This is a genomic window from Streptomyces sp. SP17BM10, from assembly GCF_036322405.1.
Taxonomy (GTDB): domain Bacteria; phylum Actinomycetota; class Actinomycetes; order Streptomycetales; family Streptomycetaceae; genus Kitasatospora.
The window spans coordinates 152,796-168,509 of sequence record NZ_JAQYXB010000680.1; the positions used below are offsets into that span (position 1 = coordinate 152,796).

The window sequence follows — 15,714 nt, forward strand, 5'->3', positions numbered from 1 at the left end:
GTTCCGTCACGGGCTCGTCCCGGGTCCGTCCCGGGCAGTCGTGCGTTCACGATCGCGTAACCGCGCCGAAGCGCGGTATCGGTAGCGTCGCCTCCATGACGGCATCGCACACGCGCCCCGAACGGCTCTGGAACCGGTCCTTCCGCAGGTCGGACCGCAGGTGCGCGGTGCCCGACGGACCGGTCGCCAAGCTGCCGGCGCTCGTCGGCGGGCCGTTCCGGGTCGCCCGGGCGCACCCCGCCACGGGCCGGGCGCACGCGGTGGAGGAGGCCCTTCCCGTCCGGCTCCCCGTGGTGGGCACGGCCGAGCTGGTCGTCCGCCCGGCCGGTCCCGGCGACAAGGCCGAGGCCCGCGCGATGCACCAGCGTTGCTCCCCCGCCTCGCTGCGGCTGCGCTACCACGGTCCGGTGCGCGACTCCGACCGCCACCTGGACCACCTGCTGGACGGGCGGCACGGGCGCAGCCTCGCGGTGGAGGACGCCGACGGGCGGATCGTCGCCCTCGGGCACCTGATGTGGGACGACGGCGAGGCCGAGCTCGCCCTCCTCGTGGAGGACGCCTGGCAGCGGCACGGGCTCGGCCTGACCCTGTTGCGCCGCCTGGTCGCGATGGCCCGGGAGGCCGGGATCGCCACCGTGTACGCGGTGACGCACGCCTCGAACGCGGGCCTGATCGCGGCGATGCGGCGGCTGTCCGTGCCGCTGGACTTCCGCGCCGAGGACGGCACCCTCGTGATCACCGCCACCCTGGCGGGCGCTGAGCCGGCGCCGCACCATCCGGTCCGCTGATCATTTCTTCACCACATTCTCACCGGGAACCGTCCGGCCCCCGCAGGCGTCCTCCTTCCCGCGGGAGCTCCGTCCGTACACCGCCTTCCCTGACGACACGTCAGGACGCCCGGGACCGGCCGCGCGGGCGCGTCGCAGCAGGCGGCGCGGGGTCCGGATCGCGGGGCCGGGTGGCGGAGTCGGTAGGCTGGCCCCGTCCCCGCCGCCCGACGGCCCGTTAACCGGCCCCCGGGCGGTGCCGCAGCAAGGAGGAACCACTGAGCATGGCAGGCACCGAATCGGAGCCCACAGGCGCGCGCGACGCCTCCCTGCCGGCCCGCGCCAAGATCGCGGTCACCGCCGGCAAGGTCGCGGCCGCCGTGTCGCGCAAGGCCGGTCGCGGCAGCGGCTCGGTGATCGGCGGCAAGGTCGCCCTCAGGCTCGACCCCGACCTCCTCGCCACCCTCGCCGACCACCTCGACGTCGTGCTGGTCAGCGCCACCAACGGCAAGACCACGACCACCCGCCTGATCGCCGAGGCGCTGCGCGCCGCCGGCCCGGTGGTCTCCAACGCCCTCGGCGCCAACATGCCGGCCGGCATCACCTCCGCCCTGGCCGGCGGCTCGGACGCCCGCTTCGGCGTGATCGAGGTCGACGAGAAGTACCTGGCCGGGGTCGCCCGCGACACCCGCCCCAAGGCGATCGCCCTGCTCAACCTCTCCCGCGACCAGCTCGACCGCGCCGCCGAGACCCGGATGATGGCCGAGAAGTGGCGCGAGGGCCTCCAGGACACCGAGGCCGTGGTCATCGCCAACGCCGACGACCCGCTGGTGACCTGGGCCGCCTCCTCCTGCAAGAAGGTGGTCTGGGTGGCCGCCGGGCAGGCGTGGAAGGAGGACGCCTGGTCCTGCCCCGCGTGCGGCGGCGTCATGCAGCGCCCCGGCGACGACTGGTTCTGCCAGGAGTGCGGCTTCCGGCGCCCCAACCCGCACTGGGCGCTCCAGGGCACCCACGTCATCGACCCGCAGCGCGGCGCCTGGCCGATCCAGCTCCAGCTGCCCGGCCGGGCCAACCTGGCCAACGCCACCAGCTCGGCCGCCGTCGCCGCCGTGTTCGGTGTCTCGCCGCAGGTCGCGCTGGAGCGGATGCGCTCGGTGGCGGCCGTCGCCGGCCGCTACGACGTCGTCCAGTACCAGGGCCGCGACATCCGGCTGCTGCTCGCGAAGAACCCGGCCGGCTGGCTGGAGACCTTCTCGCTGATCGACGGCCCGCCCGCCCCGGTCGTCCTGTCCGTCAACGCCCTCGACGCCGACGGCACCGACACCTCCTGGCTGTGGGACGTCGACTACGAGCGCCTCGCCGGGCACCCGGTCTTCGTGATGGGCCAGCGCAAGCTCGACCTGGCCGTCCGCCTGGAGGTCGCCGGGCTGCAGTTCCACGTGGTGGACACGCTGGAGCAGGCCGTCCGGATGGCCCCGCCCGGCCGGATCGAGGCCATCGCCAACTACACCGCCTTCCAGCAGCTGCGGAAGGTCGTGGCCGGCTGATGCCGCGCCCCCACGCCCCTCTTTTCGTGACGGAAGGCCTTCGAGGATGAGTGAGAGCAGCCTGCGCGTGGTCTGGGTCTACCCGGACCTGCTCAGCACCTACGGCGACCGCGGCAACGCCCTGGTCGTGGAGCGCCGGGCCCGCCAGCGCCATCTCAACGTGACCCGGATCGACGTCCGCTCCGACCAGGCGGTCCCCACCAGCGGGGACATCTACCTGATCGGCGGCGGCGAGGACCGGCCGCAGCGCCTGGCCGCCGAGCGGCTGCGCGCCGACAGCGGCCTGGTGCGGGCCGCCGAGAACGGCGCGATCATCTTCGGCGTCTGCGCCGGCTTCCAGATCATGGGCCACGAGTTCGTCAACGACCTCGGCGAGCGCGAGCCGGGCCTGGGCCTGCTCGACGTCTGGACCACCCGCGGCGAGGGCGCCCGGTGCGTCGGCGACGTGCTCGCCGACGTCGACCCGCGGCTCGGCCTGCCGCAGCTGACCGGCTTCGAGAACCACCAGGGCGTCACCCACCTCGGCCAGGGCGTCCAGCCCTTCGCCAACGTCGCCGTTGGCCGGGGCAACGGCACCGGTGACGGCACCGAGGGCGCCTGGCGCGACACCGTCTTCGGCACCTACCTGCACGGCCCGGTGCTGGCCCGCAACCCCGCGGTCGCGGACATGCTGATCAAGCTGGCGCTGGACGTCAACGCCCTGCCGCCGGCCGACACCACTTGGTACGACGCGCTGCGCGCCGAGCGCATCGCCGCCACGACGCGCCCCCAGTAGTACACCCGTACGCCCCGGCCGGGTGCCCGCCATGCGGTCACCCGGTCCACGGGCGGCCCGGAACGTACGACAATGGGGGCTGCCGGCTGCACACCCTCCTCGGCAGCAGGCTGCACTTCCACGCGGGGGCGCCGACGGCGCCGCTCCCGCGTCGGCTCCTGCCCGGCCGGACCAGGGGTCGTATGCTCGACACCACGGCCTTTTCGGGCGTTCTGCCCGATTCGGGCCGGTCCTTCACCCCGTGGCCACCTCCCCGTGGGAACGCCTCGTTACGGTGACGGCTCGTCGTCCCAGCCTGTAGTCCGGCCGTTCCTCGGTTCTGCTCGGGAGTTGCAAAGCTAATGCGTATCGGAGTGCTGACCAGCGGCGGTGACTGCCCCGGCCTGAACGCGGTGATCCGCTCCGTGGTCCACCGTGGGGTGGTCGACCACGGCGACGAGATCATCGGGTTCGAGGACGGGTGGCGCGGCTTCCTGGAGGGCCACCACCGCCCCCTCACCCTGGACTCGGTGAGCGGCATCCTCGCCCAGGGCGGCACGATCCTCGGTTCCTCGCGGGTGCAGCCCAGCCACCTGCGCGACGGCGTCGAGCGCGCCAAGAAGTACTGCTCGGACCTCGGCCTGGACGCCGTCATCCCGATCGGCGGCGAGGGCACCCTCAAGGCCGCCAAGCTGATGAGCGACGCGGGCCTGCCGATCGTCGGCGTGCCGAAGACCATCGACAACGACATCGCCGCCACCGACGTGACCTTCGGCTTCGACACCGCCGTCTCGGTCGCCACCGAGGCGCTGGACCGGCTGAAGACCACCGCCGAGTCCCACCAGCGGGTCATGGTCGTCGAGGTCATGGGCCGGCACACCGGCTGGATCGCCCTCAACGCGGGCATGGCGGCGGGCGCGCACGCGATCGTCGTCCCCGAGCGGCCGTTCCACATCGAGCAGCTGACCGCCGTCGTCCGCGAACGCTTCGACCGGCAGAAGAAGTTCGCCATCGTGGTCTGCGCCGAGGGCGCCAAGCCCGAGCCCGGCACCATGCACTGGGAGGAGGGCGTCAAGGACATCTACGGCCACGAGCGGTTCACCGGCATCGCGACCCAGCTCTCCCGCGAGCTGGAGCACCGGCTCGGCAAGGAGGCCCGTCCGGTGATCCTCGGCCACACCCAGCGCGGCGGCACCCCGACGGCCTACGACCGGGTGCTCGCCACCCGCTTCGGCTGGCACGCCGTCGAGGCCGTCCACAAGGGCGCGTTCGGGCACATCACGGCGCTGCAGGGCACCAACATCAACCTGGTGCCGCTCGCCGAGGCGGTCGCCGAGCTGAAGACCGTCCCGCAGGAGCGCTACCTGGAGGCGGAGACGGTCCTCTGACCTCCCCGGCGTCCTGACGCAGCCCCCGGAGCCCACCGCGGCGCCGGGGGCTGCGTGCGTCCGGCGGGCGTTCCACCGCGGGCCCGGGTTAGCGTGGCCTGGCCGCAGCCGAGCGTGGGAAGGACCGCCGATGGAGATCCTCGCGTACGGGGTACAGGCCGACGAACGGCCGCTGCTGGAGGAGGCCTTCGCCGGGCGCCACGGGCTGCGCTGCCTGGACGTCTTCCTCAACCGCGACACCGCCCCGCTCGCCGCCGGCCACCCCGCGGTCAGCAGCAGCGTCAACGCCGTCCTCGACGCCGAGACCCTCGCCGTCCTCGCCGCGGGCGGCACCGAACTGATCGCCCAACGCTCCACCGGCTTCAACAACATCGACCTCGACGCCGCCGCCGACCTCGGCCTGACCGTCGCCCGGGTGTCCCACTACAGCCCGTACGCCGTCGCCGAGCACGCGTGGACGCTCGCGCTCGCCGTGAACCGGCGGATCGTGCGGGCCGCCGGGCGCAGCCGGGAGTTCGACTTCCGCCTGGACGGGCTGCTCGGACGGGACGTGCACGGGATGACGGTCGGGGTGATCGGCACCGGCAAGATCGGCGGATGCTTCGCCCGGATCGCCGCCGGCTTCGGCACCGAACTGCTCGGCTGGGACCTCGCGCCGAACCCGGCGTGCGTCGAACTCGGCATGTCCTACACGGAGTTGCCCGACCTTCTGGCCCGCGCCGACCTGGTGAGCCTGCACGTGCCGCTCGTCCCGTCGACCCATCACCTGATCGACGCTGCGGCACTGGCGCGCATGAAGGACGACGCGATCCTGGTGAACTCCAGCCGCGGCGGGCTGGTGGACAGCGCGGCCCTGGTCGAGACGCTGCGGGCGGGCCGGCTGTCGGGCGTGGGCCTGGACGTGTACGAGGAGGAGACCGGCGTCTTCTTCACGGACCGCTCCATCGAGGGCATCGCCGACGACGTCCTGGCCCGGCTGGTGACCTTCCCCCACGTCGTGGTCACCGGCCACCAGGCGTACTTCACCCGCACCGCCGTGCTCCAGATCGTCGACGCCACCGCTCGCAACGTCGACGACTTCGCCGCGGGGCGCCACAGCGAGAACGTCCTGGTGCCGAAGGCCTGACCGGCTCCGGGCCACGCGGCCGCCGGTCGGCCCCGCCCGGGGGCGGCGTGGCCGTCAGCCGCCGGCGTCGTCCGGGGCCCGCTCCGGCTGTCCGGTGCGCCACGACAACTCGATCTCCAGCTCGATCTCGCCGTCCTCCAGCTCGACCTCGATCTCGGTACGGAGTTCGTCGGGGATCCGCAACGTCAGCTTCCCGGGGCCGAGGTCCAGCTCGGCCTGGCCACCGCGCCTGAGTGCCGCCGCCAGCGCGTCGAGCTGATCGGCGACCTCGGTGCGTGAGAGTGTGCGCTTCTGTTCGAACTCAAGGTCTTTCACTGATGCCTCCCGGCCCGGCGGATGGGAACAGTGGGCTCCACCCATTCTCGCGCCGATGCCCGCCGTCGGCCCGGCGGGCGTCGTGACGGCCGCGGGCACGCGGGTGTCAGCCCGCCGCGCCGCCGAGCGCCGCGCGGTACCAGCCGGCGGCGGCGGCGAGCCGGGCGAGCGGTCCCGGGCCGGGCGGGCAGGCGGCCAGGGACCAGATGGCGTCGCTGCGGTACCAGTGGTCGAGGGCGATCATCGCGAACTGCCGCTCCGAGACCCGGCCCGGTGCGGCGGCCAGCAGCCGGCGGCACTCCTCCCACGGGACGGCCGGGCCGGCCGGCGCGGGGACCAGCCCGAGGGCGTCCAGCGCGTCGAGGAGGTCCCCGGCGCGGACGGGCTGCGGGTGGCTCGCGTGGTGGACGCCCGGCGGCACGGCGGGCTCAGTGGTCGCCACGGCGACGACCAGACGGGCCAGGTCGGCGCGGTCGACCACCGAGAGCCGGGCCTCGCCGCCCGCCCAGCGCACCGGCACCCGGCGGACCAGCTCGGCCACGGCGGGCACCACCCAGCGGTCCCCGGGTCCGGTCACCACGCCGGGCCGCAGCACGACGGCCCCGGCGGCCAGCGCGGCCCGCTCCCCGAGCAGCCGGGTGCGGCCGGCCTCCGAGACGGGCGCGGCGGGCACGCCGTCCACCTCGATGCCCGCGTGCGGGCCCCGCCCGTACACGGCCGCGGTCGACAGGTGGACGATCCGGGCGACCCCGGCCCGGCGGGCGGCGGCCATGACGGCCGCGGTGCCGCGGACGTTGACCTCCTCGCACTCCTCGGCGGTGCCGGAGATCCGGGACGCGAGGTGGAGCAGGACGTCGGCGCCGTCGCACAGCTCGGCGAGGGCCTCCCCGTCGGCGAGGTCACCCGCCACCCAGGACGGGCCGCTCACGTCGGGGACGGCACGCGCCAGGGCGCGGACCTCGAAACCGCGAAGGGCGTCCAGGACCGCCGAGCCGATGAAGCCCGTCGCCCCCGTCATCGCGATCCGGGGCCCCGTGTTCGAGGTCACCGCCCACCCCCTCCGTCGGCCGCTCATTGTAACGAGCCGACCTCACCCGGACGGAGGGGGCGGGGCACGGGCCGCGGTAAGGCCCGCCTAGGCTGTATGCCAAGCAAAACGGGCGAACCGGACCCCTCCAGGGGCCACCAGGACGGAAAGCGGGACCCGCCGATGGGCGACGGAATGTCAGGCATGCACCACCACGGCGGGATGACCCAGCCAGGCCCGTTCACCCTCTCCACCGTGTGGACCTGGTCCCCCGACTGGGTCTTCCTGGCCGGCAGCCTGATCGCCCTCGGCCTCTACGCGGTCGGCGTCGTGCGCCTGCGTCGGCGCGGCGACCGCTGGCCGGTCGGCCGCACCGTCGGCTGGGCCCTGGGCGTCGGCTCGGTGATCCTCGTCACCTGCAGCGGGCTCAACGACTACGGGATGGCGCTGTTCAGCGCACACATGATCCAACACATGGTGCTGTCCATGCTGTCGCCCATCCTGCTGCTCCTCGGCGCCCCGATCACGCTTGCCCTGCGCGCCCTTCGCCCGGCCGGCAAGGGGCGCCCGCGCGGCCCGCGCGAACTGCTGGTGGCGCTGCTGCACAGCCGCTACGTCAAGGTGATCTCGCACCCGGCGTTCACCATCCCGCTGTTCATCGCGAGCCTGTACGGGGTCTACTTCACCCCGCTGTTCGACTTCCTGATGCAGTACCGCGCCGGGCACATCTTCATGATGGTGCACTTCCTGGCCACCGGGCTGGTGTTCTTCTGGCCGATCATGGGCGTGGACCCGGGCCCGAACCGCCCCGGCCACGTGATGCGGATCATCGAGCTGTTCATGGGCATGCCGTTCCACGCCTTCTTCGGCGTCGCGGTGATGATGGCCAACCACCAGCTGGTCACCACCTTCACCACGGCGGGCGCCCCGCCCGGCACCGACCTGCTGGCGGACCAGAAGCTCGCCGGCGGCATCACCTGGGCGTTCGGCGAGATCCCGACCGCGATCGTGCTGATCGCGCTGGTCTACCAGTGGATGGGCTCCGAGCAGCGCAAGGCCCGCCGCGCCGACCGCGCCGAGGAGCGCAGCGGCGACGCCGAGCTGGAGGCGTACAACGCGTACCTGGCCTCGCTCAACCAGCGCGGGAAGCGCCCGGCCACCGACGCGGGCTGAGGCCCCCGCCGCGCGGCGCGGATCACACCACGGAACCCCCGTCCCGGTCCACCGTCCGGAACGGGGGTTCCGTCGTACGCGTTCGAGGAGGTATGCACGCCCTCCTGATCGTCGCCGTCCTGCTCGGCGGGTACGCCCTGCTGTGGCTGCTCGGCTTCCTCGGCCGGGCGCTGCACTACCGCCGGCAGCCCGTCCCGGACGGCGCCGACTACGTCGTCGTGCTCGGCGCCGGGCTGCACGGCTGCGACGTCTCGCCGCTGCTCGCGGCCCGGCTGGACGCGGCGCTGGGACGGTTCGCCGCCGAGGAGGCCGCCGGGCGCGCGCCCCTGCTGCTGGTCACCGGCGGCAAGGGCCCCCACGAGGAGTGCACCGAGGCCGCCGCGATGGCCCGCTACCTGCTCGCCCGGGGCGTCCCGGACGGGCGGATCCGCCGCGAGGAGCGGGCCACCGACACCGTCGAGAACCTGCGCTTCAGCGCGGCGCTGATGGCCGCGGAGCGGCCCGGCTACCGGTGCACCGTCGTCACCAGCGGCTTCCACGTCCTGCGCGCGGCCACCGCCGCCCGCCGGGCCGGTGCGCCGGGCCGGGTCGCGGCGGCGGACGCGCTGCTCGCCCACGGGCCGTACCTGCTGCTGCGGGAGGCGGTGGCGACGGCTCTGGCGTACCCGCGGCTCCACGCGACCGCCGTCGCGCTCCTGGCACTGATCGGCCTCTGCTGGTGGTGAGACGACGGGTTGGTGGGGGGACGGCGGACCGGTGGTGAGACGACGGGTGGCCCCCGGGTCCGCGTGGGACCCGGGGGCCACCCGGTGGTTCGACTCGGCCGTCGTCAGCCGAGGTTGGCCAGCGCGTCGTTGAAGGTCTTCGACGGGCGCATCACGGCCGCGGCCTTGGCCGGGTCGGGCTGGTAGTAGCCACCGAGGTCGACGGCCGAGCCCTGCACGGCGACGAGCTCCTCGACGATGGTCTGCTCCTGCTCGGTCAGCGCCTTGGCGAGGCCCTCGAACGCGTGGGCCAGCTCGGCGTCCTCGGTCTGCTTCGCGAGCTCCTTGGCCCAGTACATGGCCAGGTAGAAGTGGCTGCCGCGGTTGTCGATGCCACCGAGGCGGCGGCTCGGCGACTTGTCCTCGTTGAGGAAGGTGCCGGTGGCGCGGTCCAGGGTGTCGGCCAGCACCTTGGCCCGGGCGTTGCCGGTGCTGGCGGCCAGGTGCTCGAAGCTCGCGGCCAGCGCGAAGAACTCGCCCAGGCTGTCCCAGCGCAGGTAGTTCTCCTTGACCAGCTGCTGGACGTGCTTCGGGGCGGAGCCGCCGGCGCCGGTCTCGAACAGGCCGCCGCCCGCCATCAGCGGGACGACCGACAGCATCTTGGCGCTGGTGCCCAGCTCCAGGATCGGGAACAGGTCGGTCAGGTAGTCGCGCAGCACGTTGCCGGTGACCGAGATGGTGTTCTCGCCGCGGCGGATGCGCTCCAGCGAGTACTTGGTGGCCTCCACCGGGGACTTGATCTCGATGGTCAGGCCGGTGGTGTCGTGCTCCGGCAGGTAGGTGTTGACCTTCTCGATCAGCACGGCGTCGTGGGCGCGGTCCTCGTCCAGCCAGAACACCGCCGGGTCGCCGGTGGCGCGGGCGCGGGTGACGGCCAGCTTGACCCAGTCCTGGATCGGCAGGTCCTTGGTCTGGCAGGCGCGGAAGATGTCGCCCGGCTGCACGGCCTGCTCCAGCACGACGTTGCCCTCGGCGTCGACCAGGCGGACGGTGCCGGCCTCGGCGATCTCGAAGGTCTTGTCGTGGCTGCCGTACTCCTCGGCCTTCTGGGCCATCAGGCCGACGTTCGGGACCGAGCCGATGGTGGCCGGGTCCAGGGCGCCGTGGGCGCGGCAGTCGTCGATGACGGCCTGGTACACGCCGGCGTAGCTGCTGTCCGGCAGCACGGCCAGGGTGTCGGCCTCCTGGCCGTCCGGGCCCCACATGTGGCCGGAGGTGCGGATCATGGCCGGCATCGAGGCGTCGACGATGACGTCGCTCGGGACGTGCAGGTTGGTGATGCCCTTGTCCGAGTCGACCATGGCCAGGGCCGGGCCCTCGGCGAGCTCGGCGTCGAAGGAGGCCTTGATCTCGGCGCCGTTCGCCAGCGCGTCGAGGCCGGCCAGGATGCCGCCGAGGCCGTTGTTCGGGTTCAGGCCGGCCGCGGCCAGCGCCTCGCCGTACCGGGCGAAGGTCTTCGGGAAGAAGGTGCGCACGACGTGGCCGAACACGATCGGGTCGGAGACCTTCATCATGGTGGCCTTGAGGTGCACCGAGAACAGGACGCCCTCGGCCTTGGCGCGGGCCACCTGGGCGGCCAGGAACGTGTTCAGGGCGGCGGCGCGCATCACCGAGGCGTCGACGACCTCGCCGGCCAGCACCGGGACCTTCTCGCGCAGGACGGTGGTGGTGCCGTCCTGGCCGACCAGCTCGATGCGCAGGGCACCGTCGGCGGCGATCACGGCCGACTTCTCGGTGGAGCGGAAGTCGTCCTCGCCCATGGTGGCGACGTTGGTCTTGGAGTCGGCCGACCAGGCGCCCATGCGGTGCGGGTGGGTCTTGGCGTAGTTCTTGACCGACAGCGGGGCGCGGCGGTCGGAGTTGCCCTCGCGCAGGACCGGGTTGACGGCGCTGCCCTTGACCTTGTCGTAGCGCGCGCGGACGTCCTTGTCCTCGTCGGTCCGCGGGTCGTCCGGGTAGTCCGGCAGGGCGTAGCCCTGGGCCTGCAGCTCGGCGATGGCGGCCTTCAGCTGCGGCACGGAGGCCGAGATGTTCGGCAGCTTGATGATGTTGGCGTCCGGGGTCTTGGCCAGCTCGCCCAGCTCGGCGAGGGCGTCGCCGATCCGCTGGCCCTCGGCCAGACGCTCCGGGAAGCTCGCGATGATCCGCCCGGCCAGGGAGATGTCGCGGGTCTCCACGCGCACGCCCGCAGTCGAGGCGTAGGCCTGGACGACCGGCAGGAACGAGTAGGTCGCCAGGGCCGGAGCCTCGTCGGTGTGCGTATAGATGATGGTCGAGTCAGTCATCGGTACTCCGCTTCACGTCTCCAACGTCTTGACGTCAAGATATCTCGTCCCGGCCCCCTCGCTCCACCTCCCCCCGCCCCGGAGCGCGCGCCGGTCACCCCGGGGGCGCGCCGGCGGTCGGTTCCACCGTCGTCCCGGGGCGCCCGCGCGGCAACCGGAGCGGCCCTACGCCGGAAACCTGGCCGCCAGCTCGGTCTCGTCGGCCAGGAACCACAGCTGGGTGCCGCGGTTGCTCTCGCGGACGAAGTCGCGCAGGGCGTTGCTCGCGGCCACGTGGTGGGCGATGTCGCCGAGGACGACGAGGCCCATCCGGTAGTTGACGAACTTCTGGACGATGCCGCCGGCGACGCGGGTGCTCAGTGCGAAGAAGTCCGGGTGCAGCCGGGACACGGGCACGACCACCCAGGTCGCCTCGCGGCCCCAGGCGTCGGCGATCGCGTCCATCGCGTCCTGCTCGCTGCGCAGCGGGGCGCCGTCGGCGGTCAGCCGGAGGAACGTCGGGTCGGACATGTCACAGCTCCCTGGTCAGCGTGTGGACGATGGTGAGCAGCGCGGCGGTGTCGGCCGGATCCCCGAGGATGACCAGCCGCAGGGTCCGCGCCTCCTCGTCGAGGACGGTCTCCACGTGCAGCGGCCTGCCGTCCTCGCGCGGGCCGGCGATGGCCGCGAGCACGGTGGTGGTCAGCCGGTCCGCCCGCGCGCGGTCGATCTCCTCGATCCGGACGACGGACGACACCTCGGCGCTGCGCCCCCCGGCGTTCTCCGGCACGACGGGGGCGCCGGTGAGGGCCTCCAGGTCGGCGCGGGCGATCCGGTACTGCTTGCCGATCCTGGTGGCCGCGAGGCGGCCGTCGCGGATGTAGCCGCGGACCGTGCGCACGTGGAGGCCCAGCAGTTCGGCCACCTGTTCCACCGAGTAGTACTGCGCCACCTGCAACCATCCCTCCCGACTTCCCTATCATCACGCAAGATATCACCCGATAGGGGCCTTTGGGGAAGGGTACGGAGTGGTGTAGTCCAGTTGAGTGAGTCGCCCGTCAGGAGTGCGTCAACACGCCACCTCATTCGGTCAACGCTGCGTCAGGACCGGCGACGCCCGGCCGATCCCGGCCTAGCTTCGAAGGAAGCAGTTCCGGCAGGCACCACCACTCCATTGGGGAGCACCCGCATGGCCCGCGTCGTCTGGCTCGTTCCGGTCACCGTCCACCACCTCGGACACGGCACCGGAAGCACGAACGCCCTCCGCCTCTTCCGCCTGCGCGACGGCCGCCGCTGCGCCGTCGGATTCTCCACCCCCGAGGCGCTCACCGCCCTCCTCGGACCGGACCAGGCCTACACCGAGCTCGGCGAGAGCGCCCTGCGCGAGCTCACCGCCCCGCTCGGCGTCGACGCCCTCGTCCTGGACCCGCGGCTGGTGGCCCCGCCCGTCGCCGCCCCCGACACCCGACCCGCCCCGGCCCCGACCGCACAGCTCCAGCACCGGTGACCGCCCTCCAACTGGTCCCGGGCGACGAGGAGCCCGCCGCAGGACGGCCCGAACCGACCCGGGCCCTGCACGCGCTCGCCCGGGTCAGCTTCGGGCCCGTCCCCCTCGACTTCGACCGCCTCGCGGCCGAACACCCGGCCGTCCAGAGCGGCCTCGCCCTGGCCGGCGACGCCGACCTCGAACTCCGCCTCGCCTGCACCGGACCGGAGGAGCTGCGGGCCGTCGCCGCCGCCCTCCAGCGGGCCGGCGCGGCCCGCGTCCGCATCGAGCTGGTCCTGCGCGCCCTCACCCCGGGACCGCCGACCCTGCGATCGGTGACGTGAGGCCACCGGAGGCGTCAATTCCATTCACCTGAAGGGAAGTTGGGAGAAATTCCAGTAGCGGGCGGCCGTCCACCGCGCCTAGTGTGCGACCGTCCGCCATGGACACAGCCAAGGACCGTCTCCCAAGGAAACAGGTGAGGACTTGTCCCGCTCCGCGCTGCGCCCCGCCCTCGGTACGGCGGCCGCCCTGGCCGCCCTGATCCTGACCACCCCCTCCGCTCTCGCCGCCTCCCCGTCCGCACCGGCGCCGGACCGGGCCCACGACGCCGGCGTGTCCGTCGCGGTCTTCGGCGACGACACCCTGGCCGAGGGCCAGCAACTGACCGTCGACGAGCTGACCCGCGACCACGGCGTCGACCCCGGCCTCCTCCAGGCGTACGCCCGGGGCACCACGCCGGACGACTCTGGCGCCGATGACCCGGCCTCCGACGAACCCGCCTCCGACGACTCCGCTTCGGACGACGCACCGGACGGCGCCGCCGCGCTCTCCCCGCAGCTCGCCGGCGACCCCGCCTACGACCTGGTGGCCAGCTGGACCTCCAAGGACCACCGCACGGTCAACCTCCGCCGGGGCACCGCCACCTGGGGCTACACCAAGATCCAGCAGAAGCACAACCTCAACGTCGGCGCGGTCCGCGCCACTACCCGTTACCCCGAGCCCGGCTGGCCGAAGCAGCAGTCGGCGACCACGTGGAACTACCTCACCCTGGTCAACCACGTCCGGTGCTCCGGCTGGCTCTGGTGGCGCACCTGCAAGGTCGTCGACTTCACCCACGTGCAGGTGACGGTGAACTACGGCAACGTCAAGGGCGTCATCACCGCGTACTGCATCGGCTACGCCGACCGCTGCCCGGACTGGGTGAAGAACGCGGTCAACGGCGCCTGACGACCAGTTCCCCTGCTCTGATCGCCCCCATGACGACCGACCGATCACAGCTGCGGTGCGGCGGCTTCCTGCGCGAGGCCGCCGCGCTCCAGCGCGCCAACACCGACGGGCCCCGCAGGCTGACCCGGATCGCCTTCCCGGCCGACGACGGCGCGGTGCCCTGCGCCCTGGTCACGACCGCGGGCCCCGGCGCCCCCGTGCGTCTGCCGGTGACCGCCGGCCGCGACGACCTGTACGCCGCCCTCGCCGCCGAGGGCGGCTGGGCCGCACCGGACCCCGGGCCCCTCGCCCGGCTCCCGGTCGTCGCCCCGGCCCCGCCGCTCCTGGTCTGGGCCGACCTCCTGGACGACCTCGGCGACCTCCTCTTCACGCTCACCGGCTATCCCGCCGACGTCGGCCGCCCCGACCTCGCGCCCCGCCTCGACGCCGTGTCGCTCACCGACGCGACGACCGCCGCGGCAGAGCTGACCGCCCTCGGCACGGCCCACCGGGTGCGCATCCCCCTGGACTCCGGCGTCCCCCTGGTGGCCGTCCCCCTGGAGATCGCCGAACACCTGCTGACCGTCGACGGGGCGGCCGCGACCGAGTGGGAGTACCCCGTCGCGGCCCGGTAGGACCCGTCACTCCCGGGCGAGGGCCGCGATCGCGCGGCAGGAGCAGGAGGCAGAGCGCCGCGACGGCGAAGCGCCGGAACGATGTCCGCGGGTGACGCGGGCGACGCCGACCGACCCGCGGCGCGCAGAGGGCCACCGGGCGGTGGATCAGTGGAGAGGGCCGCCCGCCAGCGGACGGGCGGCGGGAGGTTCACGAGACGCACGGGGCCAAGCCGGCCCGGCCCCGTGAACCCTTCGCTCCGGATGATCGTGATCTTTCCTCGCCCGCCGCCGGGCCGTACCGTCGTGCCCGGCAGCAATGGCGGATGCGAAGGAACGGGCGCGATGGAGCAGTTGACGTACGACGCGGTGAAGGCGGCCGGGGAGCGGATCGCCGGGCGGGTGCGGCCGGTGGTCGTGGCGCGCGGGGACGAGGGCGAACGGACGTGGCTGGCTTTGGAGTTCCTGCAGCACACCGGGAGCTTCAAGGCCCGTGGCGCGCAGAACTTCCTCCTCGCCCACGCCGAGGCCGGCACCCTCCCCGACTCCGGCGTCACCATCGCCTCGGGCGGCAACGCCGGCCTCGCCTGCGCCTGGGCGGCCCGCGAACTCGGCGTCCGGGCCACGGTGTTCCTGCCCGAGACGGCCTCGCCGGTGAAGCTCGGCCGGCTGCGTTCGTACGGCGCCGAGGTGCGGCTGGCCGGGCGGGAGTACGCGGAGGCGCTCGCCGCGTGCGAGGACTTCGCGGCGACCAGTGGGGCGCTGGCCTCGCACGCGTACGACCACCCGCTGATCGCCGCCGGTGCCGGCACCGTGCTGGAGGAGATCCGCGCCCAGGTGCCGGGCCTGGACGCGGTGGTGGTCTCGGTGGGCGGCGGGGGCCTGTTCGCCGGAGTCGCCGTGGCGGCGCGCGAGCACGGCGTCCGCGTGGTGGCGGTGGAGCCGGAGGGCAGCCGGGCGCTCAACGCGGCGCTGGAGGCGGGCCGTCCGGTGGACGTCCCGGTGGCGTCGGTGGCCCAGGACGCGCTCGGCGCCCGCCGGGCGACCGCCCTCGCCGTAGCAGCCGCGGCGCACGAGGGCGTGCGGTCGGTGCTGGTGCCCGACGAGGCGATCGTCCGGGCCCGGCGGCGGCTGTGGGACGAGCGCCGGATCGCCGTCGAGTTCGCCGCCTCCACGGCCCTGGCCGCGCTCGACGGGGTGGAGGGCGAGCGCGTCGCCGTCCTGCTGTGCGGGGCCAACACCGACCCGTCCGATCTGGTCGAACGGGGCTAGCGGAACCC

At 73.7% G+C, this 15,714-nt stretch carries 17 protein-coding genes; 12 read left to right on the forward strand and 5 right to left on the reverse strand.

Translation table 11 applies throughout. The features are described from left to right. Window positions 1-95 precede the first annotated feature (95 nt). The 5 genes from PUR71_RS38810 (at window position 96) to PUR71_RS38830 (ending at window position 5,582) form a co-directional block, all read left to right on the forward strand. On the forward strand, window positions 96-788 hold the full coding sequence (locus PUR71_RS38810; protein ID WP_443077727.1) for a GNAT family N-acetyltransferase: 693 nt from the start codon (window positions 96-98) through the stop codon (window positions 786-788). A 263-nt stretch (window positions 789-1,051) separates the two neighbouring features. Further along, window positions 1,052-2,314 (forward strand): MurT ligase domain-containing protein, encoded by a 1,263-nt coding sequence (locus PUR71_RS38815; protein ID WP_329931991.1) that lies wholly within the window; start codon window positions 1,052-1,054, stop codon window positions 2,312-2,314. Between the two features lie 46 nt (window positions 2,315-2,360). Next, a complete protein-coding gene (locus tag PUR71_RS38820) occupies window positions 2,361-3,089 on the forward strand; it encodes a type 1 glutamine amidotransferase (RefSeq protein WP_329931992.1) in 729 nt (242 codons plus the stop codon). 341 nt (window positions 3,090-3,430) lie between these two features. Next, on the forward strand, window positions 3,431-4,456 hold the full coding sequence (locus tag PUR71_RS38825) for a 6-phosphofructokinase (RefSeq protein ID WP_329931993.1): 1,026 nt from the start codon (window positions 3,431-3,433) through the stop codon (window positions 4,454-4,456). A 130-nt stretch (window positions 4,457-4,586) separates the two neighbouring features. Then, complete coding sequence (locus PUR71_RS38830; protein WP_329931994.1) at window positions 4,587-5,582, forward strand: 2-hydroxyacid dehydrogenase; 996 nt, start codon at window positions 4,587-4,589, stop codon at window positions 5,580-5,582. Between the two features lie 54 nt (window positions 5,583-5,636). On the opposite strand, the gene PUR71_RS38835 is transcribed toward PUR71_RS38830, so the two are convergent. Both PUR71_RS38835 and PUR71_RS38840 read right to left on the reverse strand, forming a co-directional pair. Further along, window positions 5,637-5,897, reverse strand: a complete 261-nt coding sequence (locus tag PUR71_RS38835) for an amphi-Trp domain-containing protein (RefSeq protein ID WP_329931995.1) — start codon at window positions 5,895-5,897, stop codon at window positions 5,637-5,639. Window positions 5,898-6,003: 106 nt separating this feature from the next. Continuing rightward, window positions 6,004-6,945, reverse strand: coding sequence for an NAD-dependent epimerase/dehydratase family protein (locus tag PUR71_RS38840; RefSeq protein ID WP_329931996.1), 942 nt, complete (start codon window positions 6,943-6,945; stop codon window positions 6,004-6,006). A 183-nt stretch (window positions 6,946-7,128) separates the two neighbouring features. Between PUR71_RS38840 and PUR71_RS38845 the strand changes: the two genes are divergently transcribed. After that, entirely contained in the window at window positions 7,129-8,097 is a 969-nt protein-coding gene (locus PUR71_RS38845) for a cytochrome c oxidase assembly protein (RefSeq protein WP_329931997.1), read from the forward strand. Between the two features lie 92 nt (window positions 8,098-8,189). Then, window positions 8,190-8,822 (forward strand): YdcF family protein, encoded by a 633-nt coding sequence (locus PUR71_RS38850; protein ID WP_329931998.1) that lies wholly within the window; start codon window positions 8,190-8,192, stop codon window positions 8,820-8,822. Window positions 8,823-8,926: 104 nt separating this feature from the next. On the opposite strand, the gene PUR71_RS38855 is transcribed toward PUR71_RS38850, so the two are convergent. The 3 genes from PUR71_RS38855 to PUR71_RS38865 form a co-directional block, all read right to left on the reverse strand. Continuing rightward, on the reverse strand, window positions 8,927-11,146 hold the full coding sequence (locus PUR71_RS38855) for an NADP-dependent isocitrate dehydrogenase (RefSeq protein ID WP_329931999.1): 2,220 nt from the start codon (window positions 11,144-11,146) through the stop codon (window positions 8,927-8,929). A 165-nt stretch (window positions 11,147-11,311) separates the two neighbouring features. Further along, the gene (locus tag PUR71_RS38860) at window positions 11,312-11,656 is read right to left on the reverse strand and encodes a DUF4180 domain-containing protein (protein WP_329932000.1); all 345 of its coding nucleotides are present in this window, start codon (window positions 11,654-11,656) and stop codon (window positions 11,312-11,314) included. Window position 11,657: 1 nt separating this feature from the next. Then, window positions 11,658-12,077, reverse strand: a complete 420-nt coding sequence (locus PUR71_RS38865; RefSeq protein ID WP_329932051.1) for a helix-turn-helix domain-containing protein — start codon at window positions 12,075-12,077, stop codon at window positions 11,658-11,660. 237 nt (window positions 12,078-12,314) lie between these two features. On the opposite strand from PUR71_RS38865, the gene PUR71_RS38870 reads away from it, so the two are divergent. The 5 genes from PUR71_RS38870 (at window position 12,315) to PUR71_RS38890 (ending at window position 15,706) form a co-directional block, all read left to right on the forward strand. Further along, the gene (locus PUR71_RS38870) at window positions 12,315-12,632 is read left to right on the forward strand and encodes an SAV_915 family protein (protein WP_329932001.1); all 318 of its coding nucleotides are present in this window, start codon (window positions 12,315-12,317) and stop codon (window positions 12,630-12,632) included. Beyond that, window positions 12,629-12,955 carry a hypothetical protein gene (locus PUR71_RS38875; RefSeq protein WP_329932002.1) on the forward strand — a complete coding sequence of 109 codons (327 nt, stop codon included), beginning with the start codon at window positions 12,629-12,631 and terminating at the stop codon, window positions 12,953-12,955. The genes PUR71_RS38870 and PUR71_RS38875 overlap by 4 nt, the downstream gene beginning before the upstream one ends. A 142-nt stretch (window positions 12,956-13,097) precedes the next feature. Beyond that, on the forward strand, window positions 13,098-13,841 hold the full coding sequence (locus tag PUR71_RS38880; RefSeq protein ID WP_329932003.1) for a hypothetical protein: 744 nt from the start codon (window positions 13,098-13,100) through the stop codon (window positions 13,839-13,841). 29 nt (window positions 13,842-13,870) lie between these two features. Then, window positions 13,871-14,455, forward strand: coding sequence for a hypothetical protein (locus tag PUR71_RS38885; protein WP_329932004.1), 585 nt, complete (start codon window positions 13,871-13,873; stop codon window positions 14,453-14,455). Between the two features lie 324 nt (window positions 14,456-14,779). After that, a complete protein-coding gene (locus PUR71_RS38890) occupies window positions 14,780-15,706 on the forward strand; it encodes a serine/threonine dehydratase (protein ID WP_329932005.1) in 927 nt (308 codons plus the stop codon). Window positions 15,707-15,714: the final 8 nt, after the last annotated feature.